This window comes from Desulfoluna sp. CYM3A (assembly GCF_056829965.1).
The window spans coordinates 5,978,565-6,003,252 of sequence record NZ_CP186556.1 but is presented as its reverse complement, the minus strand read 5'-3'; the positions used below and the strand labels follow the sequence as shown (position 1 = coordinate 6,003,252).

Annotated in this window: 23 protein-coding genes; 10 read left to right on the top strand and 13 right to left on the bottom strand. The window is 58.3% G+C overall.

Annotation, left to right across the window (positions count from 1 at the left end; translation table 11 throughout):
* Positions 1-173: 173 nt before the first annotated feature.
* Positions 174-1,331, bottom strand: coding sequence for an efflux RND transporter periplasmic adaptor subunit (locus ACOYW1_RS30175; RefSeq protein ID WP_482420879.1), 1,158 nt, complete (start codon positions 1,329-1,331; stop codon positions 174-176).
* A gap of 436 nt (positions 1,332-1,767) precedes the next feature.
* Positions 1,768-2,088 carry a MarR family winged helix-turn-helix transcriptional regulator gene (locus tag ACOYW1_RS30170; RefSeq protein WP_482420878.1) on the bottom strand — a complete coding sequence of 107 codons (321 nt, stop codon included), beginning with the start codon at positions 2,086-2,088 and terminating at the stop codon, positions 1,768-1,770.
* A 373-nt stretch (positions 2,089-2,461) separates the two neighbouring features.
* Between ACOYW1_RS30170 and ACOYW1_RS30165 the strand changes: the two genes are divergently transcribed.
* Positions 2,462-3,382 (top strand): alpha/beta fold hydrolase, encoded by a 921-nt coding sequence (locus ACOYW1_RS30165; RefSeq protein ID WP_482420877.1) that lies wholly within the window; start codon positions 2,462-2,464, stop codon positions 3,380-3,382.
* 42 nt (positions 3,383-3,424) lie between these two features.
* On the opposite strand, the gene ACOYW1_RS30160 is transcribed toward ACOYW1_RS30165, so the two are convergent.
* Positions 3,425-4,540 (bottom strand): NYN domain-containing protein, encoded by a 1,116-nt coding sequence (locus ACOYW1_RS30160; protein WP_482423855.1) that lies wholly within the window; start codon positions 4,538-4,540, stop codon positions 3,425-3,427.
* A 578-nt stretch (positions 4,541-5,118) separates the two neighbouring features.
* Between ACOYW1_RS30160 and ACOYW1_RS30155 the strand changes: the two genes are divergently transcribed.
* Together ACOYW1_RS30155 and ACOYW1_RS30150 are read left to right on the top strand one after the other, a co-directional pair.
* Positions 5,119-5,736: a LysE family translocator gene (locus tag ACOYW1_RS30155; protein WP_482414447.1), complete on the top strand. Its 618-nt coding sequence runs from the start codon at positions 5,119-5,121 to the stop codon at positions 5,734-5,736.
* Between the two features lie 6 nt (positions 5,737-5,742).
* Positions 5,743-6,561, top strand: a complete 819-nt coding sequence (locus tag ACOYW1_RS30150; RefSeq protein ID WP_482420876.1) for a hypothetical protein — start codon at positions 5,743-5,745, stop codon at positions 6,559-6,561.
* Here ACOYW1_RS30150 and ACOYW1_RS30145 read toward each other — a convergent pair.
* From ACOYW1_RS30145 to ACOYW1_RS30135, 3 genes are all read right to left on the bottom strand, one after another.
* On the bottom strand, positions 6,524-7,330 hold the full coding sequence (locus ACOYW1_RS30145; RefSeq protein ID WP_482420875.1) for an SDR family oxidoreductase: 807 nt from the start codon (positions 7,328-7,330) through the stop codon (positions 6,524-6,526). The genes ACOYW1_RS30150 and ACOYW1_RS30145 overlap by 38 nt on opposite strands.
* Positions 7,331-7,441: 111 nt before the next feature.
* Positions 7,442-8,155, bottom strand: a complete 714-nt coding sequence (locus ACOYW1_RS30140; protein WP_482423854.1) for an enoyl-ACP reductase FabI — start codon at positions 8,153-8,155, stop codon at positions 7,442-7,444.
* Positions 8,071-8,751 (bottom strand): ecotin family protein, encoded by a 681-nt coding sequence (locus tag ACOYW1_RS30135; protein ID WP_482420874.1) that lies wholly within the window; start codon positions 8,749-8,751, stop codon positions 8,071-8,073. Before ACOYW1_RS30135 ends, ACOYW1_RS30140 begins: the two co-directional genes overlap by 85 nt.
* A 379-nt stretch (positions 8,752-9,130) precedes the next feature.
* Here ACOYW1_RS30135 and ACOYW1_RS30130 point away from each other — a divergent pair, with 379 nt between their 5' ends.
* The gene (locus ACOYW1_RS30130; protein WP_482420873.1) at positions 9,131-10,393 is read left to right on the top strand and encodes a hypothetical protein; all 1,263 of its coding nucleotides are present in this window, start codon (positions 9,131-9,133) and stop codon (positions 10,391-10,393) included.
* Between the two features lie 64 nt (positions 10,394-10,457).
* On the opposite strand, the gene ACOYW1_RS30125 is transcribed toward ACOYW1_RS30130, so the two are convergent.
* The gene (locus tag ACOYW1_RS30125; protein ID WP_482414441.1) at positions 10,458-11,309 is read right to left on the bottom strand and encodes an acid phosphatase; all 852 of its coding nucleotides are present in this window, start codon (positions 11,307-11,309) and stop codon (positions 10,458-10,460) included.
* Positions 11,310-12,158: 849 nt separating this feature from the next.
* Between ACOYW1_RS30125 and ACOYW1_RS30120 the strand changes: the two genes are divergently transcribed.
* The gene (locus ACOYW1_RS30120) at positions 12,159-12,818 is read left to right on the top strand and encodes an RIO1 family regulatory kinase/ATPase domain-containing protein (protein WP_482420872.1); all 660 of its coding nucleotides are present in this window, start codon (positions 12,159-12,161) and stop codon (positions 12,816-12,818) included.
* Positions 12,819-12,838: 20 nt separating this feature from the next.
* On the opposite strand, the gene ACOYW1_RS30115 is transcribed toward ACOYW1_RS30120, so the two are convergent.
* Both ACOYW1_RS30115 and ACOYW1_RS30110 read right to left on the bottom strand, forming a co-directional pair.
* Positions 12,839-13,426: a methyltransferase family protein gene (locus tag ACOYW1_RS30115; protein ID WP_482420871.1), complete on the bottom strand. Its 588-nt coding sequence runs from the start codon at positions 13,424-13,426 to the stop codon at positions 12,839-12,841.
* A 229-nt stretch (positions 13,427-13,655) separates the two neighbouring features.
* Complete coding sequence (locus ACOYW1_RS30110; protein WP_482414438.1) at positions 13,656-14,786, bottom strand: alpha/beta fold hydrolase; 1,131 nt, start codon at positions 14,784-14,786, stop codon at positions 13,656-13,658.
* Between the two features lie 869 nt (positions 14,787-15,655).
* Here ACOYW1_RS30110 and aqpZ point away from each other — a divergent pair.
* The 3 genes from aqpZ to ACOYW1_RS30095 all read left to right on the top strand — a co-directional run bounded on the left by aqpZ (position 15,656) and on the right by ACOYW1_RS30095 (position 19,205).
* The gene (aqpZ, locus tag ACOYW1_RS30105) at positions 15,656-16,345 is read left to right on the top strand and encodes an aquaporin Z (protein WP_482420870.1); all 690 of its coding nucleotides are present in this window, start codon (positions 15,656-15,658) and stop codon (positions 16,343-16,345) included.
* 75 nt (positions 16,346-16,420) lie between these two features.
* Entirely contained in the window at positions 16,421-18,070 is a 1,650-nt protein-coding gene (locus ACOYW1_RS30100; protein WP_482420869.1) for a sulfatase-like hydrolase/transferase, read from the top strand.
* A gap of 253 nt (positions 18,071-18,323) precedes the next feature.
* Positions 18,324-19,205 carry a DMT family transporter gene (locus tag ACOYW1_RS30095; protein ID WP_482420868.1) on the top strand — a complete coding sequence of 294 codons (882 nt, stop codon included), beginning with the start codon at positions 18,324-18,326 and terminating at the stop codon, positions 19,203-19,205.
* A 94-nt stretch (positions 19,206-19,299) separates the two neighbouring features.
* Here ACOYW1_RS30095 and ACOYW1_RS30090 read toward each other — a convergent pair whose 3' ends face one another.
* Both ACOYW1_RS30090 and ACOYW1_RS30085 read right to left on the bottom strand, forming a co-directional pair.
* Positions 19,300-19,986, bottom strand: coding sequence for an iron-containing alcohol dehydrogenase (locus tag ACOYW1_RS30090; protein ID WP_482420867.1), 687 nt, complete (start codon positions 19,984-19,986; stop codon positions 19,300-19,302).
* A 113-nt stretch (positions 19,987-20,099) separates the two neighbouring features.
* Entirely contained in the window at positions 20,100-20,468 is a 369-nt protein-coding gene (locus ACOYW1_RS30085) for an iron-containing alcohol dehydrogenase (RefSeq protein WP_482420866.1), read from the bottom strand.
* A gap of 188 nt (positions 20,469-20,656) precedes the next feature.
* Here ACOYW1_RS30085 and ACOYW1_RS30080 point away from each other — a divergent pair, with 188 nt between their 5' ends.
* A complete protein-coding gene (locus tag ACOYW1_RS30080; protein ID WP_482420865.1) occupies positions 20,657-21,568 on the top strand; it encodes an AraC family transcriptional regulator in 912 nt (303 codons plus the stop codon).
* Here ACOYW1_RS30080 and ACOYW1_RS30075 read toward each other — a convergent pair.
* Positions 21,517-22,656: a YibE/F family protein gene (locus tag ACOYW1_RS30075; RefSeq protein ID WP_482420864.1), complete on the bottom strand. Its 1,140-nt coding sequence runs from the start codon at positions 22,654-22,656 to the stop codon at positions 21,517-21,519. The two genes, ACOYW1_RS30080 and ACOYW1_RS30075, sit on opposite strands and share 52 nt — an antisense overlap.
* Positions 22,657-22,946: 290 nt before the next feature.
* A complete protein-coding gene (locus ACOYW1_RS30070; protein WP_482420863.1) occupies positions 22,947-24,395 on the bottom strand; it encodes an alkaline phosphatase in 1,449 nt (482 codons plus the stop codon).
* Positions 24,396-24,532: 137 nt separating this feature from the next.
* On the opposite strand from ACOYW1_RS30070, the gene ACOYW1_RS30065 reads away from it, so the two are divergent.
* A complete protein-coding gene (locus tag ACOYW1_RS30065) occupies positions 24,533-24,688 on the top strand; it encodes a hypothetical protein (protein WP_482420862.1) in 156 nt (51 codons plus the stop codon).

Here is a 24,688-nt window from a genome sequence, read left to right as displayed (position 1 = left end):
GAGCAAAGCGACCACCCAGGCAAACACCGGGCGATCAAGGAAAAAACGAGACATGACTGTGTGTCCTTACATGACGTAAATCGGTAAGCCCGGTGCGGGTACAGTCCCCCCTTTGTCGGGGCGGACAGACACCGGCACCGGATCTGGATAATCTGCTGTCTGTGGAAGCGGCCCTAATCGACCAGGGCCAGTTTGGCGGGTGAGACCTCGACATCGGTGCCGGGTCGCAGGCGCTGGAAGCCCTCGGTCACAATGGATTCTCCTTCGGAGATGCCGCCTTTCACGATCCAGTTGTTCCCATAGGCTCCGTCCACCTCGATGGGGCGGGGGTGCACCTTGCTCTCCTGATCCACCACCCACACGATCCGTTTCCCGCTGGGCTGAAGAATGGCGGCCTTCTGGGGCACCAGGATCACATCGGCCTTGTCCAGGTAGAGGGTGGCGCTGGCAAAAAAACCGGGGTACAGCTCTTCATTGGGGTTGGGAAACAGGGCCCTTAAGACCACTGAGGCGGTGGTGGGATCCACAGTGACTTCGGAGAACTGGAGTTCCCCCTTGTGGCCGTAAGCCCCGTCCTTGTCCCCGTAATCCAGGGCCACCTCGACTTTTTCGGTGTTAACGCTTTTTGCCTTGAACTCAAAGAGCTTCTCACGGGCCTGCTGCATGTCCACATAGATGGGGTCCAGCTGGGTGATCTTGGCCATCATCTGGGGCTGGTTGGCTGTAACCAGGGCCCCTTCGGTGACCGTTGACTTGCCGATGCGCCCGGTAATGGGGGCGTAGACACGGGTATAGTCCACGTTGATCTTGGCCTGGGCCACGGAAGCTTCGGCCACGGCAATGGCCGCGCGAGCCTTGAGCAGCGCGGCGTGGGCATCGTCGTACTCCTGGCGGCTCACCGCCTTGTCCTCCACCAGCCGGCCGTAACGCTCTTCCCGGGCCCGGGTGGTCTCCAGCTGGGCCTTGGCCTGAAGGAGGTTGGCCATGGCCGAGGCATACACCGCCTGATAGGTGGACGGGTCAATCTGGTAGAGGGGCTGCCCCTTCTTCACCAGGCCGCCTTCCACGAAAAAGCGCTTGGTCACGATGCCCGTGACCTGGGGCCTGACTTCGGCCACCTTAAAGGCGTTAACCCGTGCGGGAACGGTCTGGGTGTACTGAATGGATGTTTTTTTCAATGACATGGCCGAAACGGGGGCCTTGGGGCCGGGCCCCTGGGCCAGGCTGACGGACGGTATCACGACGAGCCCCAGGATCACGGCGCCGATCACGGCCATGACCCCTGCGGGGCGATACGGGTTGCGCAATGCTGATGTTGATCGTTCACTCATGATGGTGTGTCTCCGAATCATACTTTTTTTTGACCTCTTCAGCCCCCGGACCAACCGGGGAACCATGATCGACCGCGCAGAGATAGCGGTCTTTATCCGGCGCGTAAACACGCAGATCGACTAAAAAAGCCCCAAAGGGGCAAGCCTTGGAAACAAGGCGGTTATCCTGATGGTTTTTGGCTCAGTGAAATAGTTAGGAAAACGAAGTGGCCCAAGCCCTTCGGTTCGGGTCGACAGGTCGGCCGCCCTCCTGCCAGGGCCCGGCGTCGTCTCCGAATAACGGTGCCGCCTTGAAAGGAGCAGAATAAAGTGTGTGCCTCGGCATCGGGGAGGCTTTGACGCCCCCTACACCTCGACTCCCAGGTTTGACAAAATCTGAAGGTGGATCCGTTGCATGGTCTCAAGCTCCTCATCGGACAGTCCGTCAAAGACCAGACTAGAAAACTCCGAAGAGATCCGGGGCATACTCATCCAGAACGTCACGCCCCTCACCGGTGAGGAACACAAGCTGCCGGCGTTTGTCCCCGCCGTCGGAGCGACGCTGGACATAGCCCCTCTGCTCCAGGCAGGCGATGATGCGGGCCATGTTGTGCCGGTTTTTCCGGGTGAGCCGTGCCAGCTCACTCTGGTGGACGCCCTCCTGGTTCACGAGCATGGCCAGTACCACGAAGTTCTCCGGTGTGATGGCGGCCCCGGCTGCTTCGAAACGCCGTTGATCCCCTGCTCCAATCTCAATGTCCATCAGATGAATAACCATGCCCCTCGCATCCCTGTTCGGAATCACGGGGTGATCGAACATCACAAATTCTTTGGGTCCTGTCTTTTTTGTTGCCATAGTAACGTTACCATAGCAACATAAATTCCGCAGATCAATAGCCTGCCGTCGATTTTTGTCAACCCGGCTGTTCCCAGAGCCAATCCGAAAAAATTATCTGTTTAAAATCAAGCAACTGCAGTTTTATTCCTCAACAAAAAAAACAACCGGTCCCATTTTTTGCATCGCCAGGGGAACAGGCAGAATTCCAGTGATCCAGGCGCATCCTTTTGCTATGATGTCAGACAATTGCCATCCGACCGACGACCCGTTTGAGCCTGCAACCCACGACCAGCAACCCACAACGAGGTGACCCATGAAACAACCCCGAATAGTGACGGTGTGTTCCCTTTTGATTGTCGGCCTTGCCCTCCTGAACCTTTCCGCATGCACTCCTCCCAAAGAGAAAAACGACACCTCCCCCCAGGCCACCCGGTCCATCACCCTGGGCTCCGGCCTCTGCCTTGAGTACCTGGAAGAGGGGTCCCCCGACGGCATGGCCGTTGTCTTTCTCCACGGCTACACCGACAGCCACGACTCCTTCAGCCGCGTTGCCCCCCTCATGCCCCGGGAGATCCGTGCCTTTTACCTCACCATGCGCGGCCACGGGAACTCGGGCAGGCCCGGAGCCTATGCCATGGAGCTCTTTGCATCGGACGTCACGGCATTCATGGACCGGGTCGGCATTGACAGGGCCGTGGTGGTGGGGCACTCCATGGGAAGCTTCATCGCCCAGGAGGTGGCCCTGTCCCATCCCGAGAGGGTCAGCGGTCTGGTCCTCATCGGCTCGGGGGCCTCGTGCAGCGACAACAAGGTCCTGGCCGAACTGAAAGCCTATGTGGATACGTTGAAGGACCCCATCGACAGGGGGTTTGTGCGGGAGTTTCAGGCAAGCACTGTGGCGGCCCCGGTCCCCGAGGCCTTTCTGGACCACGTGGTGGACGAGAGCATGAAGCTGAAGGCAGATGAGTGGCAGAAGATCCTGGGGGCGCTCATGGCCGTGGACCACCGGGAGCAGCTCAGCGCCATTGCCGCACCCACCCTGGTCCTGTGGGGAGAACAAGACGGGGTCTTCGGCGCGTCCGAGCAGCTTTTTTTGGGCACCCACATCCCGGACGACCCTGAAGCTCTACGCCGACACCGGCCACGGGCTCCAGTGGGAGCGCCCCCAACGCTTCGTGGCAGATCTCTCAGACTTTCTCCAGGCAACACAGCAATAAAAAACGCCCTGTGGTGAGTCACCACAGGGCGTCATGTTCTTCGTTCCGGAAAACCGTTGTCAGGCGAACTTCTGGGGCAAGCGCCCCAGAATGTGCTCGATATAGCTGTCGTCGTCTTCAGGCACCAGCTCCAGTAGCTTGGTGCAGATGTCGATGGCCTCGCTTCGGGAGGCGGGGAGCATCTCCTTGATCTTGTAGATCAGGCTGTACTCGAAGCGGCTGATAAAGGACTCGATGTCGTGGTACTCGGATTTCAGGGCGATGTCCCGGTCCCGGAAGGTGCCGGTGCCCGCAGGCTGCATCTGGAGCATGCTGGAGTGGTTGCACACCTTGATGTACCCGTCGAGTTTCCGGGAACTCACCACGCGCCCGTCGTCAAAGGTCATGCCCTCCAGGTCTTCGACGATGGAGTTGACGGTGAAGGTCTCGGCCCGGACCATGTTGTCGTGGATAAAGGCGAGCATGCCGTCCCGGGAAGCACGGTCCCAGTCGATGTTGAGGCCGCTGAGCTTGGCACGAAGCTTGGGGATAATGTCGTCGGCTTCGTCCCTTTTGGGAGCCCTGTTTTCATACCGGGCAGCCTTGATGTAAAAATCCCCCACGGTCTCGCTGCGCTCCACGGTGGCGACGTCGTCCAGGGCAAGGATCAGGTCGATGAACTTGCGGAACCCGTACCGGGACTCGTCAAAGGACGAGGAGATATGACGGCGGATCAGGGATTTGAGCTGGGCCCCCAGAATCCCCTGCTCCCCCACATGGCGCTCCAGAAGGTCCCGCAGCTGGGCCTTGAAGACGTTGAGCATTTCGGTGTTGCCGCCGCTGTGGGGTCTCAGCTCCGTATCAAAGATATCCTGCAGGCTCTCGTAGTTCACGAAGCGGTCACACAGCTCGGCCAGGTCTTCCGAGGCACAGTTCGCCGGGGAGACCCCCACGATCTCTTTGTTGTGCAGCTTGAGCTTTTTCAGGAGATGGATAAAATCCCGGTCCCCGCTGACAATGACGTACCGGTCGATCTGAGGGCGCTCGTAGATCATCTCCATGGCATCCACGGCCATCCGCATATCCACGGCGTTTTTCTGGCCCTTGCCCAGAACGTGCACCAGCTCCACCCCGTGCTGGTAGAGCTTGAACTGGTGCTGGTTGTAGTCCCGGTGACGCCAGTCCGCATAGGCCAGGCCGTGGTGAGCTTGCCCTGGTCTTCGGAGATCTTCAGCAGAAGGGAGGGGTCAAACAGCCCTTCGTCGCTGTCCGCCGAGTTGTTGCCGCTCAACCCGCAGATGAGGTTTTCAAAATCGATAAGCAGTGCCGTATTTTTCAGTTTCATGCCCTTATGTTATTTCCCGATCGATGGTGCGTTCTTAAAAAAATCACGGCCCGTATCGTCCCGCAACCCCATCACCTTTACCACATGCGACAAAAAAAAACAGGGTGATCCGACACCGCCGCCAAGGCCAGCGCATGAAAAAATCCGTTGCCTCCGGCGGGTCGCTTTTTGAAAAAAGCTCCGCAAAAACGTTCCGGTAAACGTAAAAATCAAGATGGGCCATGCAAGGTGGCTGTGCACACAAAAAAGCGAAGCCTGTTTGTCAAATGTTTCAAAAGGTTGGTGCCCCACAGGTCCTCCGGATGCAACATTTAAAAGAGTCAGCCCTGACCTGCAGCCCCTTGCCCGGCACTCGCGCCTTGAAATTTGCCACAAAGGATGCTCCAATACAGGCTTTACTTCTTTTTCTCAGCATCGGAGCACTGAATCATGGACATCTTTTCCTTAGCAGGGCTGGCCGCCGCCATGGTCGTACTGGCCCTGACGCCGGGCCCGGGGGTCCTCACCACCGTGGCCACCGCCCTCTCACACGGATTTCGCGGTACCCTGAGCCTTATCGCCGGGCTGGTTACCGGAGACATCTGTTACCTTCTCTTCGCCGTCTTCGGCCTCTCCATGGTGGCCGAAGCCCTGGGCGAGTGCTTTATCCTTATCAAGCTCTGTGCAGGGGCCTACCTGGCGTACCTCGGCATCCGCCTCCTTGCTGCGCGGCCCCATGAAACAGCCCGGGAATCCGCCCCATCCTCTCGCCGATCCTACACCAGCGGGCTCTTCATCACCCTGGCCAACCCCAAGGTGATCCTCTTTTACTGCGGGTTCCTCCCGGCCTTCATGGACCTTTCTGCCCTCACCCCCACAGGCATCGCCCTGACAACCCTTACCGTGGCCACGGTGGTCGCCTCGGTGCTTTGCGGCTACGCCCTGCTCGCGTCCCGGGCCCGGGCGGCCATGACCGGGCGCCATGCCGTTGCCGCCGTCCAAAAAACAGCCGGAGGCCTGATGCTCGCCGCAGGCTTCAAACTCGCCACCGACGTCATCACGGAATAAGAGAAAATGAAAAAAGCGACCCCGGTCCTCATGATCGCCGTTGCCCTCATCCTCTGCACAGGGTGCACCACCATGATCTCACGGGTTGTGGAGAAAAGCGCCCTGTCCAGCATGAAGGATAAACCCATCCACGAAGCCTTCTACGTATCCCCTGCCACCCGCTGCGGAGATACCGTCTACAGATGGTACCACCATGACGAGCTGGACAAAGACTTCGGCTCCTGGATCGAGGTGCTGGAGATCAACGGAGAAGAAATCCACCTGGCCAGTTACCCGGAAGGAGATATTTTCCTGCACCGGGTCCACTACTGGGTAAAAAACCACAAGGTGGTCAGGGCGGAGCTGCACTACAAGAACGAGGTCTTTCCCCTGAAGGTGGAACCGGCCCGGCCAAACGGTATGTTCACCGCCTTCGAAGCCCTGGACCTTGCAGTCCCCCAGGAGCTGACCTTAGGTGATACCACATACAGGGTCCACCGCATCGAAACCCTGAGCGTCCACGCCGTCACCTCGGCCATGGGCACCACCCACGGCACCGACTACAAGTCCATCCGGTACATCTCCAACGATGTGTCCATCGGCGCGGTCAAGGAAGAGACCTTCTTCAGCACCCAGGTACTCCGGGACAACTGGGAGTACGTCAAACTGGGCCTGAAGGCCCTGGACCCCATGCGCTCGTCTGCCGACACCCTCATGGGCCTGGTGCGCACCTTCCGGGAAAAAGAGAAAACCAATTTTCAGATTGAATTTTTTCAGGAAAAAAAAGAAAAACCGACGGGACCTGTGGTCACCGCCGGCCAGGCCAGCCGGAAGTGTAAAAGCTAGTCCCCTCACCGCTTCTTATGATCTCCACCCCGCAATCGATGGTGTAGACCATGCCGGAGATGGAGTTGTTTTCAAGAAGGCTCACCGAAAGGCTCGCCACGTCCTCTTTTCTCACGTTGGTTTTCAAGGGGGAGGCGTCCCTTGCCTTTTCCAGGAGCTCCAGGGTGTTGCCCACCTTGGCAAGGGAGTAGGTGGGAACAAAGCCGGGGGAGATGCCGTTGACCTTCATCTTCCTGGCCTTGCCCAGGGACTGGGCCAGGCCCCGCACCATGGATTCCAGGGCGGCCTTGGCCGCACAGACCACGTTAAAATTGGGCACCGCCACCCGCCCCCAGCGAAGGGAAACGGCCAGGATGGAGGCATCCTCCCGGAACACGTCCAGAAGCCTTCCCGAGACCTCCACCAGGGAAAAGGCCCCCACCCGGATGGCATCGGTGAACTCTCCCCATGCCACCTTCACCAGGGGCAGGTTCAGCTTGGCACCGGAGGCCGTGGAGTAGGAGATCCCGTGGACAAGGGCATCGAGCTTCACCCCTTCGGCCTTGAACGCCTCCACAAAGGCATCCAGGTCTTCGTCCTTTCTTGCGTCGTATTTAAAGAGCTTGCGGATTCCCAGGTCCTCGGCCACCTGCTCCACATCCTTTCGGGTCATCTCATCCTGATAGGTTGCATAGAGGGTGTAACCGGCCTTCTTCACCTCGGCGGCAATGGAGGTGCAGAGGCTCTCTGTGTTTCGAATCCCGATGATCAAGGCGTTTTTATCCGTCATGGTCATGGTCTCCTTGAAAAAAGCAGAAGTGCAAAAGAAGGGCGCCTCCGGCGGCCCTGCCGGGGGCCAAACGTTTGAAAATTTGACAAGCAGGTATTGAATGCACTCGCCTCAGGTCTCCTTGCCCACACGGACCAGGACGCTGGACCCGCAATCCACCACATAGGAGCCCCCATTGATGGACGGGTTGGTGATCACCTCGTAGGCGATATTTCCGATGTCCTCCAAGGTGGCGGTGCGATCCAGGGGCGTGGCGCTGCGCACGTGGTTGATGAGGTCTGAAAACCCGCCGATGCCGCTGGCGGCCCGGGTCATGACAGGCCCCGGGGAGAGGGCGTTCACACGAATCCCCTTGCCCCCGAGTTCCGAGGCAAGGCCGCGGACCAGGGCCTCCAGAATGCTCTTGACCGGGCCCATCATGTTGTAACCCTCCACCGCCAGATGGGAACCGATATAGGAGAGGGTCAGGATGCTGCACCCCGGGTTCAAGACGTCCGCGTCCAGCATCCGGCGTGTGATCTCCACCAGGGAGAAGGCGGAAATCCGGGTCGAGTCCCGAAAGCTCTTCCAGGACACCTCGTGGAGCTCTTTTCGTATCTCCGAGGCGTAGGCGATGCCGTGGAGAATGGCGTCAAGGCGCATGCCCCTGGCCCCCAGATACTCAACAATGGCATCCAGCTGCCCGGCATTGCCCACCTCAAAGGGCAGCAGGGCCTCTTCCTCCACCCCCAGGGGGTCGGTCACTTCCCTGACATGGCGCAGGGCCTTTTCGTTAAGATAGGTTGCCACGATCCGATAGCCGTTGCGATGAAGCTCTTCAGCAATTCCGGCGCTGATACTCTCCCGGTTTGCGATACCGATGACCAGGGCGTTTTTCTTTCGCATAGGTTGTCACCTCGCTGTTGGTGAAAAGCGCGTTGAGCGAAGGGGGGATTCCCGAATTCATTCGCCGTCGAAACCGTCTCCGAGGCCGCCCAGATACGGTACCGCACCTCATACCCCTCCGGCGCATAAACCACGATGGGGAGCTTGCTGTTGTAGCGGACCTTCAAGGGGGTGCCCATGACAAAGGCCTCCACCTGGGGGGCGCCTTCGGGCGGAGCCATCATCGTGCTCATCATGGCCGACGATCCCGTCACCTCATAATAGGTGTACCCCCAGCCTTCAAGGGGGCGGGGCTCGATGCTGCTGCCCAGGCGCACCAGGTTGACCCCGTCGGTCATCATCATCTTGCCCGCCATGAGCTCCACCATGCTGGCGTCCTCTTCGTCTTTTGCCTTTTCCGGAAGCACGATCACAAAACGCTCCATGCCCTCCGAAGCTTCCGGAAAGGCTTTCAGCTGCCCGTGCCCGGCACAGGAGACCGACCCGAAGACCATGAGAAACCCCAGAATTCCCGACAACATCACTGTTTTTTTCATCTTGACTCACTCCTCTGCGATAACCGTTCACAGCACTGGCCGCCCCGGGCTCAGGACGACTCTTTCTTCCCCGTTTCCCCGGGAAAAATCCTTTATGCATTCGTACCATGCCATATCCCGAACCGGCGAACATTGATTTGCATCACAGACGTGATATAGCCTTTCCGGTATACAAACGGCACGTATGACGCCCGATCCGCAGAAACAACCACCAGGGGGCCCTGACCGCCATGAAAAAAATCGTCCTTCTTCTTCCCCTTCTTCTCCTGCTTAGTCCCCCCCTCCTCTCGGCGCGGGAGTATACCGGCACAGGCATCTGCCCCACCCGCAACCAGGCGGAAAAAGAGGCCCTTCGCCTTCACCCTTTTGCGCCATCCACGTGGAGGTGGTCAGTGACTTCAGCTCCGTGGTCACCCAACATGCCACCACGGCAGAGACCATGAAAACCAAGCACCTTCAGATCTCATCCCGCCTGCCCCTTCTGGGGGCAACAGTGTCCGTTGTGCCATCAGGCACGGAATTTTCAGCCACTGCGCGCCTCTCCGAAGAGGCCCTGCCCCTGTATTCAAGCGAAATTGCCGTGACCCGCCGGGCCATCACACGGACCCTGGCCAAGGCAGACACCTGTAAAAGCCATGCAGAAAAAATCGCCGTGCTCGAAGAGGCCCTCACGGCCCTCGACCGGTTCCAGCGCCTCAGCCTCGTGGCCCGCCTTTTGGGAGGAGTCGCCCCTGCTGCTTCGGAGGTCACCGAAGCCGGTCTCAAAGCGCGGATCCGGAAACTGGAGCAGAAGGCAGATACCCTTGACGACGGACTGAAACGCATGGCCGGGCACTTCACCCAAAAGGGAATCTATATCTTTCCCCCCGCAACGGGAGCGTCCCGTGAGGTCACCCCCTTTGCAAGCGCCGTCAAAAACCACCTTTCGGTCTTTCTGGACACCTGCCCGACCCCTGCCTCCGCCGCCTTCATTCTCATCGGTGAGTACACCGTCACGGGCCAGGGCATAGAACTCACCTGCCGCCTCATGGACCGGCAGCAGAACACCCTGCAAACCGCCATGGCCTGTTTTCTCCCCTCCGCCTGCCAGGGCTACCGCACGCAACCCGAGACCCTCGATTTTGAAAAGCTCATTGCCTCGGGCCTGGTGGTCTCCAGCGACTTTTCCGTGGATATCAAGACTGCCGACGGACGAACCGACCTCCTTTACACATCCGGTGAGTCCATCACCCTGCTCATCAGGATGAACCGGCCGGGCTACTTCTACCTCATGGGCCACGCCTTCAAGGAAACCCCGTACACCTACCTGGTGGAGCTCAACGATGCCCCGGGGGACCGAAGGTTCATCTCCTACGTGGGCCCGGACGATGCCGGGAAATGGATCGAACTCGGCGAATTCGAAGCTGTGGCCCCCTTTGGTGTGGAGACCGTTCAAATCTATGCCGCCACAGGCGACCTTGAAGCAAACGTCCCCAGCACCTTCCAAGACCCGACCACCGGCCTGTTCAAGGTCGGCAGCCCTGAAACGGGAGGCTCGTCCCCTTCCAAGGCCGTGGCGACCACCCGGGGCCTCATGCGAAAAAAAAAGAAGGAGGCCGCACACGCCGAAGCAAGCCTGACCATCACCACCATGGCACGATAACCCTTCCTTTTCATGAAAAACGGCCACACCAGGCGCAACAAACCGTTTCATTTACCGGTAACCATCAGGGAAGGGGATACCTTGTCAGGGTCTCGGCCTCGGCTTCGCAGTCGCCGGACGGGGCAAGTCCCTTGGCCACAGCCACGGCATACTCGGCCTTGGCCGCTGCCAGGTCCGCGCAGAACGTCGGATCAGCGTGCAGCTTCGCCACGGTAGCCGCCCCCATGAACCGCCCCTCCATCACATCACTGTACCAATGATAGTTACAGATAACCCGACTCTCCCCAAAGGCCCTGCCGCGGGCAATGATCCTGTCGGCGCGTTCCGGGGCAATCTCGGTGAGGATCAGCGCCCAGGCCCACCCAATGGCGGTGTGACCCGACGGATAGGACCCGTCGTTTTTCAAATGGTCCTCATCCTTGGGAAAACAGGTGGGCTCTGCCTTCGCCGCAAAGGGGCGCACCCGCTTGTAGTGGTCCTTGGCCGTGTAGGTGGACAGGCCCGCATCGGCCAGGCTTCGCCTCAACAGGCGATACAGGTAGGGGGTTTCCTCTTTTGTAATGGCGATCCCCAGGGCACAGGAGAAAGTCTCGGCCGCGGCGGGAAACATCAACTCCGCATCCACGGCAGCCAGCTCCCAGCGAGGCGTATCCACAAATTTACTGCTTCGCTTCTGAACATCGGTGTCCAGGCCAAAGGCGGCGGAACCCTCTTCCGGGGGAAGGGGAATCAGGGCCAGACTGTTGGGCAGGGCTTCCGAGGGCAGGTACCCTTTAAGAATTCCCGGCTTTATCTCGGGAACGTCTGCCATGGGTGGGGGCGTGTCGGCCGTTGCACAGGCAGACAACAAAACAGCCCCCATCAGCAAAAGCATGGCACGTCGAAAGAACATCCGGAATCCGTCAGTCATCTTCATAGAAACCTCCAAGTCCTTTTTGTCATTCCATCGTGGGTTCATGCATGCCTCCGATAAAGAGACAAAGAAAACGCAAAGACAGAGCTCTCACGGATGCCGACGGGCAGCGTTCGAAAAATCGGCATGTGGTCTCCGCATGGTGCAGGAAAGGCCGTCTCTCATGGACGGGCACACTCAAAATGGCCGCGTGAATGGGTTGTCAATGATTCGACAACAGGTTATGGCAGGAATAGCAGGATGTTAAACAGAGTACCCTTAGTACCTGATAAAAAACAACAAAAAAAGAAAGACCGCCCCTTTGCGGGAAGTTCCCGGAGAGAATGCGCCCCCGTCCTCGGGGGGTTCTTGAACCCGGATTAAAAGGAGGGTATAATACCCCCCATGGTGCCTTGGACCCCGTCCTGTTTGGAAGAACAAGACAGCCAACGACACGGCAGCAAAAGGACACCATAGACATACGGTTGGACACGAAATAAGAAGAGTGTTTCGGGCACGCCCGGGACGACGACCGTGCACCGCAAGGCACGCAACCTGCGTCATCGATCTTCAGCAATACCCTCCCAGCATGTAGGCACAGCCAGTACACACCGAACCTGACCGTTCATCAGGGTGACGCATCACCCATGGCAGGAGCCCATTTGCCTCGGTAACGAGTCGCCACCCTTTACCCGGCAGGTTTACCATGTTCTCTTTTAAAACCACGCAGTTTCAGGACCTTTCCTGCGGTTCTGCCTCACGCCGCCGCACCTGCGGGCCAGGGCATGGAGCCGTTGTGCCGCTACTGACGGAAGACCATGAACCGATTTATATATCCAACCAACCACACCATGCAGAAAAAGGCCAAAAACCATGGGAAAATCGTTTACTCGACGAGATTTGGAATCCGGTGAGTACAAGGTCATTTCCAAAGGGCGATGGGGCAATGCGCAGCTCTATCAATACACCCAGGGGCAAACCACCTGGGTTGTCAAAGACTTCTCCCGCTGCCCCCCGGCCATCAAAAAAACCTGGGGCCGCCTGATGGCCAAAAGGGAATTTCTGGCCCTGAAAAAACTCAAAGGCCTTGACGGCATCCCTGCCGACCCGTTTTTTCTGGATATGTATGCGGTGTGTTATCAGTACCAGCCCGGTACAACCTTGAAGGAAACGCCTGCGGAGTTGATCAGTGATGACTTCTTTTTTGAATTTGAAGACCTGGTGAAACGCATGCATCGGCACAACATGGTCCACCTGGATATCCGAAACCACCGGAACATCCTGGTGACGGACAAGGGGCGCCCTGCCCTTTTGGATTTCCAGTCCAGCCTGAACCTGGAAAACACCCCCCGGGCCCTGCACAAGCTCATGAAGGACATTGATTTGTCCGGGGTTTACAAAAACTGGCGCAAAAAGAAGCCCGGCTCCCTGGACAGAGCCCGGCAGGAGCACCTGGACGCCTTGAATCGCATTCGCTTTTTATGGTTCCTCAAGGGCTACCCCTTGAGCACAAAAGCAGGCCGCAGGGCCTGACTTCGTCCCTGCGGCTCCCCTCAACCGGATTGGAGAAGAACAGAGACAAAGAGCAGGGCATAAAGCAGACAGGGAAAGGCAATGTTGGTCACCACGTTGTTCTGAACGATACTTTCCCTGTTGAAAGACCACAGCCCTGCCGGGTCAAACCGCTTCATCCCCGGGCGGTACGGGCGCACATCCCGGCAATAGGACGTGTACTCCTCCCCGAACAGATCTTCCAGAATCCGCTCTTCACGCCTTACCCTGTTGACCATGTAAAAGTAGTAGACAATGGAAAACCCTGCCAGCCACCAGGGACTCCCGGTTACCATCACGATGCCGAACACAAACAGAAACCGCCCCAGGTACATGGGGTTTCTTACAAACATATACGGTCCGGTGACCGTGAGACGTTTCCGGGTTTTGATGGTGGACATGCACCACAATTGAATCAGTTGCCCCACCACCGACACCAGCAGGCCGGGCACAAACCAGCCGGGCTCGACCCGGACAAGCAGCAATACGAAAAGCAGCCCCCCCAGGGGGACCCGCAACGCAAGCAAGACTTTTCTCAATGACTTGTTGTTGAAAAGAACATGGATCGGGCCTGCGACATTTTCCGGCATGACACCCCCCTTAAATGGTGATTTTCGCTCTTTTTTTCAACAGCACTGTTTTTATGATATCAATCCCTCAACAAGTCAAACTCTTTTTCGTAACGGCCTATCGCCCAGCGCACCGGAGCCGGTAGGCAACCAAGGAAAAGGGAGAAAAGATGGGGGGCGTGGAAGTCAGGTAACCACCCGGCCCGTACGAAACTGGCGCACAGACCGGATGGTATGGGGAGGGGAAAAATTATTCGAAGGACGCAATAAAGGACTTGATCCGTTCGATCGCCTTGGTGCGGATGGTGTCCTCTTCGCAGAGGATTTCATGGTATGCGGCATGCTTTCCGTTGATATCCGCATCAAACCGGACGTACTCCCTCAGCACACCGGGCCGGAGCCCGTCCGCGAAGGTCTCGTGGCCTTCGGATGTGGTAAAGTGATCGTCCACCGCCTCAAACAGCAGAAGGGGCGTGTTGATTTTCCAGGCATTGCGACGGAGTTTGAAAATGGCGGCATAGCCCTCTTCCAGCCAGCGCCAGGTCACACCGATGATGGCACCACCCGCAAGGAGCTCCGGGTGCTCGGAAAGGTACTCCTCATTGACCAGCCATCGCTTGTAGCTGTGGGTGACGGCCTCGGTGAAAAACCGCTCCTGTCCCTCCTCGTAACCCACGTCCTGCCCGAAATCTTCAGGGGCCTCCTGCTTCAGGCCATACTCTTTTCCCTTGCCGGCAATGACCTTGCCCAGGGCCAGGGCGTATCCGGCTTCATCGGACATCTTGATGAAGTCTTCGGTGTTGATCCCCTGCATGGGCGCGCACAGCACGGCCCCGTCAAAGACATTCGGGTACTTTTCCAGGTAAAGGCTCCCGATGCCCCCGCCCATGGAGTGGGCCACGAGAAAGAGTTTCTCATGCCCGTCCCGCCTCCGGACGATGTTGCTGATCAGGTAGTTTGCATCTTCCACGTAGTCGTCGAAATCCTTTACATACACCTTCATGGGGTCGGGAAGCAGCCGGCCTGAGGCGCCGTGTCCTCTGTGGTCCAGGAGATAGATGGCGCACCCCGTATCCTTCATGTCGTAGACAAACTCAGCATACTTGGTGAGGTTCTCGGATTTGCCGTGGAAAATAACGATGGCCCCTTTGTCCGAGTCTGTCTGAAAGGCCCTGTAAGCGATGTCCACACCGTCGACACCAGTAAAATACCCCTCTTCGCCCGTCTCGAAATACGGCATGACCGTTGATCTGTAATACTCCCTGTGGAGGGCAACCTCCTCCTGGGTATCGATGTCGAACACCTCTTTGCACCCTACGCCCGTGAACATGACACCCACCACGAGCAACACGGCGCACAACCTTGAAATACGATAATTCATGGACAATCCCTCTGTATTGCATTGATATATGGTTCTACATGCCGTCGGGGCGCGAGTTTACAGCCTCCGACGTTCTCCCTTATACGCAACCTTGTTCTTGCCTTGAACACATTCGCGCCGAAGGACTCAAGCGCCCCCAAACAAACAATGTTTTGCGGATAGCCAACAAAATCCACCCCTGCCCGAATGTTCATAACTCAACATCTAATGTTCACAATATTACATCACAACAGAAAGAGTGTGTATACCGTTTTTTATGAATACGGGAACAAAAAAACGATATCACCCCACAGAAAAGATGAAAACAGCGTCACTCGGGCCATAGATAAAAGGGTCTTTTAGCGTCTGGAACCACGGAGAGAAAACCATAAAAATCCTTTAGATTGGCTACAAAGACGATTCCAGGCGTCTCAGCCAACACCCAGAGCATCGACAATTCCCTGCATCCGGCAACTAGTACACGTCTGAAGCATAACAAAGGGCTGATGTATAGCCAAGAACCATCGCACCTTATTTTCGAATTCGAAAAAAGACGAGCCAACCACCGGGCAAAGTGCTATGGAACCATTGGCAGAAGGCGGAAAAGCCCGGCAGACCATATCACACCGTGGGATGCCCCACTCACCTGCGCCGGTAAGGCCTTGCCAAAACACGCCCTTAAGTATAAAATATCATTCCAAATAAAACCGCCACACCGGCCTTCCCCAAGCGCCCCGGCGTAACACCTTCCAAGCCCCATGCCCCCAGAGCCCCTCCAGCCAACCGGCTGTCCGCCAGGCGGTGGCAACATCAAGGCACACCCCTTTTCTTTTTCCAGCCCAACCCTATGCATGTTTTTGCGACCACCCTTACCCGCAAAGGAGCACATCATGAAAGCGTACGGTGCAGAATTTATCGGCACATTCTGGCTGGTTCTCGGCGGATGCGGAAGCGCTGTCCTGGCAGCGGCATTTCCCAACGTGGGAATCGGTCTTCTGGGAGTCTCCCTGGCCTTCGGCCTCACGGTTCTGACCATGGCCTTTGCCATCGGCCACATCTCCGGGTGTCACCTCAACCCGGCTGTGTCCTTCGGCCTCTGGGCCGGGGGCCGGTTTTCGGGAAAAGAGCTGGTGCCCTACATCGTGGCCCAGGTTTTCGGCGCCATTGCCGCAGGAGGAATCCTTTACCTCATCGCCAGCGGCAAACCCGGCTTTTCCCTGGCCGACGGATTTGCGTCCAACGGATACGGAGCGCACTCACCCGGAGGATACAGCCTGCCCTCGGCCCTGGTGTGCGAAGTGGTCATGACCGCCATGTTCCTCATCGTCATCTTAGGGGCCACGGACCCACGCGCCCCCAAAGGCTTTGCCCCCATTGCCATCGGCCTGTGCCTTACCCTGATCCACCTGATCAGCATCCCGGTGACCAACACCTCGGTAAACCCTGCCCGCAGCACGGGGGTGGCTGTGTTTGTGGGCGACTGGGCGGTGACCCAGTTGTGGCTCTTCTGGGCAGCCCCCATTATCGGCGGTATCCTCGGCGCCACACTGTATCGCCTTATCGGCCGCAACGATGCCTGAATGACGAGAGCCCTGCTGTAGCCACCACGGCAAAAAAGCCACCCACCTTAACCTCAGACACACAAGGAGCGTATCATGCGACTCGCAAGACTAATCGGTTTGACAGTCATCGCTTTGTCCATGGGGACCTTTGCCTGCGCCAGCGGCATTGTGCATGACGGCGAATACAATTTCGTCAAAGCCCAACACGTTGACGCATGGGCGGAACAGGACAAGCAAATTGACACAAAGCTGGCAGAAATCAGGGAGAAAAATGGAGGAAAGCGGCCCAACATCCTCTACATCCTCATTGACGATGTGGGATTCGGGGAGTTCGGCATTCCCGAACTCAACTATGTGCGCGGTACCCAGACCCCGCGCATCAACAAGCTGGCCGACGAAGGGCTCTCTTTTATGCGCATGTACACCGAGCCATCATGCACACCGACCCGCACGGCGATGATGACGGGGCGCCACCCCGTTCGAGCCGGACTCAAAGAGGTCAAGGTGGCCCTTATCGGCGAAGGGCTTCCCAAAAGTGAGGTGACCATTGCCGAGGTGCTCTCCAAGGCGGGGTATGCCACGGTTCATATCGGAAAATGGCACATGGGCGACATCAAGGAGTCCTACCCCCACAACCAGGGATTCGATTTTGCAGCTTTCCCCCTGCATCAACAGGCACAACTCTCCTTGATGACCGAAGATGCCGAGCAGGCCAACTCCTTGACCGGCCATGCAAAAAGCTCTTACACGGACAAATTCGCATTGGACAATAAATTCAAACCCGCTGGTCTTGTCACCGGCGTTGAAGCGTACAAGGGCAAGGATGCCCACGAGGTAGGGATGGAGGCTGGCGAGCAGTGGACCCAGGACAAGTACAATGAGATGAACCAGCGCTACCAGACACAGACGCTGGAGCAACTGCGAGCCCTTGCCAATCAGGAGAAACCGTTCTTCCTTCAGTACTGGCCCCTGATCCCGATCAACTTCGTCCGCAGCGACCGAGAGCAGTTCCAAACGCTCAACGGCGGCACCATGGTCGAGAGCATGAACCAGCTTGACGGATGGGTGGGAGAGATCCTCGATGAGCTGGACACCCTCGGTATCGCAGACAACACGCTGGTTGTCCTCATGGGAGACAATGGTCCGTTTCTGATGGGATACCAAGAAATCACGGGTATGAACGACATGATCTACCGCGGTGGCAAATTGGACCACCTTGAAGGCGGGGTCCGAGTCAATGCCTTTGCCCGGTGGCCTGCGGGCATCAAACCCGACACCCTGGCTGGGGACATGATCCACGTCTGCGACCTGTATACGACCTTTGCCCGCTTAGGGGACGCCACCAAATACATCCCCACGGACAGGATCATCGACGGCATCGACCAGACCGCCCTGCTCATCGAAGGGGAAGGGAACGGCCGCAGGGACTATGTGTACATCTATGAGGGGGTTGTCCTGCGCTCCATCGTCAAACAGAAATTCAAGATGCACATGCCGGGCCCCGGCGTGCCCGGAGCCGCCGCTCCGGTCTTTGACCTCGCACGGGACCCCCGCGAAATGACCCCGCTTATCAAGGCGGCATTGTGGTCGGGTGCCAGTTTTCAGGACATGCTCACACGGCACATGATGGGCATCAAAAAATACCCACACGCCAAGATCGGCAAAGGCAAGCCCTATGAAGGCATAGACAACTTGCGGCCTGAATCCCAGGAGGCCGTTGAAACCTTTATGTCATGGCATTGACATAGCAAGAGCCGAAGGGGCGGGGAGGCCGCAAGTCGGACTCTCCGCCCTTTTGCTTTCGTGTGCCTGCACCGGAGACAGAACCGTAGAGCCCCCACATCTCCCCACCCCCCGCAATTTTGTTCAAACCTCAACGATGGTTTCCTGTTATAGTCCCTTTCCACACCCCAGAGTTGCGCAATCCGCTTTCGAGGCTCACACCTCATCGCCGGAGGCGTGTTTTTTTGCCTCAGCACAAAAGGAACCACAAGCCATGACATCATACAAAAGCCACCTCCCCCTTCTCATTTTTGCTGTTTTGGGCGTTGTCTGGGGGAGCAACTTTATCTACATGAAAATGGCTGTGGACCTGATCACCCCCGGTCAGGTTGTGCTCTACCGGGTATGTTTCGGCTTCCTTCCTGTCCTGGCCTATGCAGGTGTCAGGCGGGACATGCGCCTTGCCCACGCCCGCCATGCGCACCACTTTCTGGTGATGTCGGTCCTGGCCACAGCCTTCTACTACTACTGCTTTGCCAAAGGGGCCAGCCTGCTGCTCTCGGGTATTGCCGGGGCCGTCAGCGGAGCCATCCCCCTCTTCGCCTTTGTCATGGCCATTGTCTTTATCCCCGAAGAAAAAGCCACGGTGCGCAAACTGTGCGGCGTGCTCGTGGCCCTTGCAGGGGTGGTGCTCATCGCAAGCCCCTCGGGTCAGGAGGTGCTCACCACCAACCTGGAAGGGGTCGGCTACATGGTGGCAGGGTCCCTGGGAGTGGGGGCGTCCTTTGTGTATGCCCGAAAATTCATCGTCCCCCTGCACATCCCGGCAGCCGCCCTCACCACCTATCAGCTGGGCTTCGGCCTTCTTATCCTGGCCCTTGCCACGGACACCTCGGGCATTGGACGCATCTGGACCTCCCCCCACGCCTCAGCGGGTCTCGTCGTGGGCCTGGGCCTTTTGGGAACCGGCCTGGCCTACATCCTCTATTACTACATCGTGGACACCATGGGGGCGGTTGCGGCCTCTTCCGTCACCTACCTGCCCCCGGTGGTGGCCCTTTTTATCGGTGTTCTCCTGGTGGGCGAACCCATCACGCCCGCAGACTTTGCGGCCACGGGCATGATCTTTGTCGGGGTGTTTCTTCTTAAGGAATAACGATGGAACCCATAAAAACGAAAGAGCCTCAAGAGACATCTTTTTACTTTTTTCCTCAGCCGGCTGTGACTCTTTGGCAGCCCTTTAAGAAGAACTATGCTCCGTTGAGGGCATGGGCCAGGATCCGGCGGCTCACCTCGGGGGTCACGTCCCCGGTCTCGGACAGGGCCACCATGCCGTGGGCTTCCAGGGCTTTCACCACGTCATCAATCTTGTCTTCGGTCACCCCGTAATCTGAGAGCCGGGTACGGATGCCCAGGGACTCGAAAAAGGCCCGGGTCCTTCCGATGGCTTCGTCAATGCGGCTATCCTCATCCCCTTCGGTGATGCCCCACACCCTTTCGGCATACTGGAGCAACTTGGCTCGCTTCTGCTCCTTTCTCAAGGTCCAGATGGAGGGCTGAAGCACGGCCAGGGTCTTGCCGTGGTCGATACCAAACATGGCGGTGAGCTCGTGGCCGATCATGTGGGTGGTCCAGTCCTGGGGGACCCCTGCGCCAATGAGCCCGTTCAGGGCCATGGTGGCGCACCAGACAAGGTTGGCACGGGCGTCATAGTCCTCGGGGTCTGCCAGGGTCTTTTCCCCCACCTCAATGAGAGTCTGGAGGATGCCCTCGGCCGTGCGATCCTGAAAACCTGCCGATACGGGGTAGGTGACATACTGCTCCACCGTATGGATAAAGGTGTCCACGATGCCGTTGGCCACCTGGGTGGGAGGCAGAGTAGCGGTCAGGGTGGGGTCCAGAATGGAAAATACGGGGAAAGACAGGGGGCTGAACACAGGGAATTTGCCCTTGTTGTGGCTGATGACGCCGCCGGAGTTTCATCTCCGAGCCTGTGGCAGGAAGGGTCACCACCGTGCCCAGGGGAAGGGCCTTCTCCACCGGTACCGGGTCAACCTGCAGGCCGAGAGCTCTTCGGGTACTGCTTCTTAAAGCCGGAGGCCAGGGCCACGAACTTGGTGCCGTCCATCACCGAGCCGCCCCCCACGGCCAGCAGGAAATCGACCTTCTCGGCCTTGACCACCTCCACGGCCTTCATGAGGGTGGTATATTTAGGGTTCGGCTCGATGCCGCCAAAGGTCACCACGTCCCGATCTTTCAGGGCTGTTGTTACTTTCTCCAGGGTCCCGAAGCGCTTTACGCTGCCGCCCCCGTAAAGGACCAGCACCTTGGCCCCTTTGGGGACGAGGGTGTCCAGTTCTGCCAGTCTGTCCTTGCCAAAAACAATACGTGTCGGGTTATAAAAATCAAAATCAAGCATGGATGCATTCTCCCATTGGGGTTTCAGTTTATTGCTGTAAATACAATAATACATCGCCTTTTTATTGGAATACACAATCCTCGCGAAATCATGCCCATTCCTGCTTATCAAAGCAGAACCAGGCTCTTTATGGTAGACTGTTTTTTATCCCGGACACCAGGCAAAGGTCACAAGCGCAAGGAAGCACCATGACAAAAACCGCAGAACTCATGAACAGACTCGCACCCTCGGTGGGGCTCAACGACACCCGTCTTGACGGCGTGCGAATCTACAAAGCCACCCAAAGCTCACCACGTTCCCCCCTCCTCTACACCCAGGGCATCATCATCGTTGGGCAGGGGAAAAAACGGGTCTTCTTAGGGGAGACGGCCTACGAATACACCCCGGATCGCTATCTGGTCATGTCGGTTCCCATACCCGCGGAATGCGAAGCCCCGGCAACCGAAGAGGAGCCCTTTCTGGCCATGCTCATCGACATCAACCTCGCCCACGTGAGCACCGTCATCGGCAAAATGGGAGATCATCTTCCCCCCTTTGCCGACACCGGCGACACCAACCGGGGGCTTTTCCTGGCCGAGGCCGATCCCCCCTTCAAAGAGACCACGGCCCGCCTTCTCAACGCCCTGACCTCTCCCATAGAGGCCGAAGTACTCGGAGACGCTCTCCTTAAAGAGCTGTTCTTCCGGGTCATGTGCGGAGACAACGCCGCCTCCCTCTACGCCCTGGCCGTGAAAAACACCCACCTGTCCCGCATCGACAAGGTCCTCAAACAGATCCACAGCCACTATCACCGTCCCATGGACGTGGACCAGCTCGCCGGGCTGGTGAACATGAGCCCGTCTGCCTTTCACCGCGCTTTCAAAGAGGTCACCGCCTCTTCCCCCATCCAGTACATCAAAAAGGTCCGGCTCAACAAAGCCCGGGACCTGCTGGTCCTCTCCGGGGCACGGGTCAACGAAGCCGCCACCCGGGTCGGCTACGAGTCCCCCACCCAGTTCAGCCGGGAGTTCAAACGCTATTTCGGGGAGAGCCCGGTGGTCTTCAGCAATCAGGCGGCCCGCGCCACAGCGTCACAGGCTGGCGCAGCACCCCGCCTGTAGATCACCGCCCCGCACATGGCAGTGAAAGGGGCCACGGTCACAAGGCCGATGCTGCCCGAGAGGGTGTGGATGATCTCAGAGGAGACCCACGGGGTGTTGAGCATGACGGAAAGAGGCACGTTCTGGGCCATCATGGCCATGAGAAGGGAGGTAAAGCCGCCGGAGTAGGCCAGAAGCAGGGTGGTGGTCATGGTGCCGAGGACGGAGCGCCCCACTCGGAGACCGGAACCCATGAGGGCCACGGGAGAGAGGGTGGCGTCCACACGAGCCACCTCGGCCATGCTGGCGGAAATATCCATGGCAAGGTCCATCACGGCCCCGGATGAGGCAAGGAAAATCCCTCCGATAAAAATCAGAGAGAGGGAAAGATCGGCGTGCCCGGCGTAAAGCAGGGCCTCGGAAAAAGGTTTCACGGCCCCATTAAGGTGAATGGCCTTGCCCACCACAAGGGCAATAAGGCAGGTGGCAAGAATCCCCAGAGTGGCCCCGCAAAAGGCGGTGAGCCCCAGACGGTTGAGGCCGCCCACCAGAAAGATCACGGAAAAGTTAAGGATCATCACCACCCCGAAGGAGACGAGCAGAGGGTTCCACCCCGCCAAAAGAGCCGGAATCATTACCTTCCAGATCATGGCTCCCGTCAGCACAAAGGAGACCAGCGCCCGGGCCCCGGTCTCTCCCCCCGTGATGAGGAGCAGCCCGAAAAAAAGGGCCACCATCACCCAGAGCCCCGTAAGCCGGTAATGGTCCCGCGGGGTCACGTGGAGAATCTCTCCGTCTTCCCCCACGGTGAGGACGGCAAGCATGCTGTCCCCTTCCCCGTAAAAGGCGTCGAGCTCCAGCTTGCCCATGAGGTTGGAGGCGGCCGAAACAACCTCTCCGGCATAGGGCCCGTTTTCCACCCGCAACTCCAGCTTCTGGAACCCGGTCTTGATGAGCCCGTGCTGCAACACCTGGCCGTTGTCTGCGGAAAGCACCGTGGCCCTGCACCTCACCCCGCCGTCATCGGGCCTGTCCGCAGGCCAGAAAAGCAGCACCAGGGTCACCAGCACAAACACGCCCAGAGAAACCCGATCCCGTTTTTTTGTCATCTTCACCACCCCTGGTTCGCGAATGCTCCAATCCTCGTGCCTCGGGCTGTCGCATTCGCTTACGGGCTGCGCCCGTGATTAAAGGAATTATTACGGATACAGTCACGGCGAAGCCTCCCGGCGGCCCTGCCGGGGGCCACACTTTTATAAAGTTTGACAAACAGGTCTAAAACAAGCCTTTCCAGGCTCCGTCAGTATTAGTCCAACAGGACAGTTTTTTGCTGAGCTTTTTTTCAAAAAAGAAAAGCGACCTGCCGGAGGCAAGCTGAATGGTTTCCATCGGGTTTCCCTTAAAGATTCATGACGCGGGCGATCTTCCTGGCGATGTCGGTGTTGTCGTAGCTGCCGCCGAATAGGGTGGCTCCTGGGCCGGAGGCGGAGGTGAGGACGGGCACGCCGGTGTGGGAGTAGGTGGTCCAGCCGAGGCCTGCCTTGCGGTTGAGAAGGTGGGTCAACTGCATGGTAAATGGGTCGTAGCTGCCGTAAAGCATGTAGTCGGCCATGCCGGGCTTGAGGGTTTCGCCCCGGAGGCTGGCGTCAAAGGCGCGCTTGAGTTCGGCCACTTCAAAGGGTTTCAGGGCAAGGGGGCCGTTGGCGTCCGGGGCCAGGCCGAAGTGGGCCTTGACCAGCTTCATGGCCGTCTCGAAGCTTCCCTTTTTCTTAAGGTGATCCGCAAAAACGTCGTCGAAAAAGGCCTGGTGGCTCTTGGTCTGACGGTTCATGAGGCTGTAGGAGGTGGCGTACTTGGTGCCGGAAAACCCTAAGGCAAGTCCCCCGCACTCATGGTCGCCGGTGACCACGATAAGGGTCTCGCCGGGGTGCATTTGGGCAAAGGAGGCGGCCACGGCCACGGCGTCGTCAAAGGCAAGGGTGTCCTTGACGGCGGCGGCTGCGTCATTGGCGTGGCAGGCCCAGTCGATCTTGCCCCCCTCCACCATGAGGAAAAAACCGGCCTCTCCGTCCAGAAGCTCCACGGCCTTTTCCGTGAACTCGGCAAGGCTCACATCTTTTCGGTTCCGGTCCATGTCGTAGGGCAGGGCCTTGCCGTCGGGCAAGCGGGGGTTTACGGCGACAGGTTTGCCGAGCCCTTTAAGGCCCAAGATCTCCCGCCTGGTGTCCGCCACGGTAAACCCGTTGGCCTTTGCCGCGGCCAGGGCATTGCCCCGGGGCGCCTCGGACTTTTTCCCCTCGGGGTCCTTCATGCCTCCCCCGCCGAAAAAATCCATGTCGCTTTCGGCCAGGGCGTGATCGATCTCATGGTACATGCTCCGGGAGGGCTCGTGGGCGTAGAAGGCCGCAGGCGTGGCGTGATCGATGGAGACACTGGAGACGATCCCCACCTTATAGCCCCTGCCCTTGGCCCGCTCGGCCAGGGTGGCCACCGGCCGAAAGGAAGGGTCCACCCCGATGCACCCGATGTTGGTCTTCACCCCTGTGGCCATGGCCGTTCCTGCGGCGGCAGACCCCGTAATGAACCGATCCGCCGCATGGGTGGAGGTGACTCCGTGCACGGGCATGGCCTCCATGACCAGGCGCCTCTCTTTGCCGCAATCCTTGAGAAACTCTGTGGCTGCGGCGCGCTGGGGCATGCCCAGGCCGTCCCCGATAAACAGAAACACATATTTCGCCTTTTCCCCTTTGGCGCCCGACAACGGAGCCGCTGTCGCTGAAACAGCAAAAAGCCCTGCGACAAGCACAGTGGTGGCGATGAGGATAGACAAACGACGACATGGTGACATGGGGTCCTCCCGTGATGGAATGGGTAAATAAAAGGAGCGCTGCCATGGGCTCATGCGCGCTCTTTTGTCACGGGAGACTATTATGAAAGGATGTTCGGATTGTGTGAGTGTTTGGTGATGATCCGTTGAAAAGAGCCATGGGCAGGGAACCGCTGGCCATGGGCTCCCTGCCGGTTGTAAAGTACTCCTGTTTTCAGACCTTGAACTGCCCCACCACCGAATTCAACCCACCGGCAAGCCGAGAGAGATCTTCCGAGCGGTCATGGACCGTGCTGCTGCCACCGGTAAGCTGA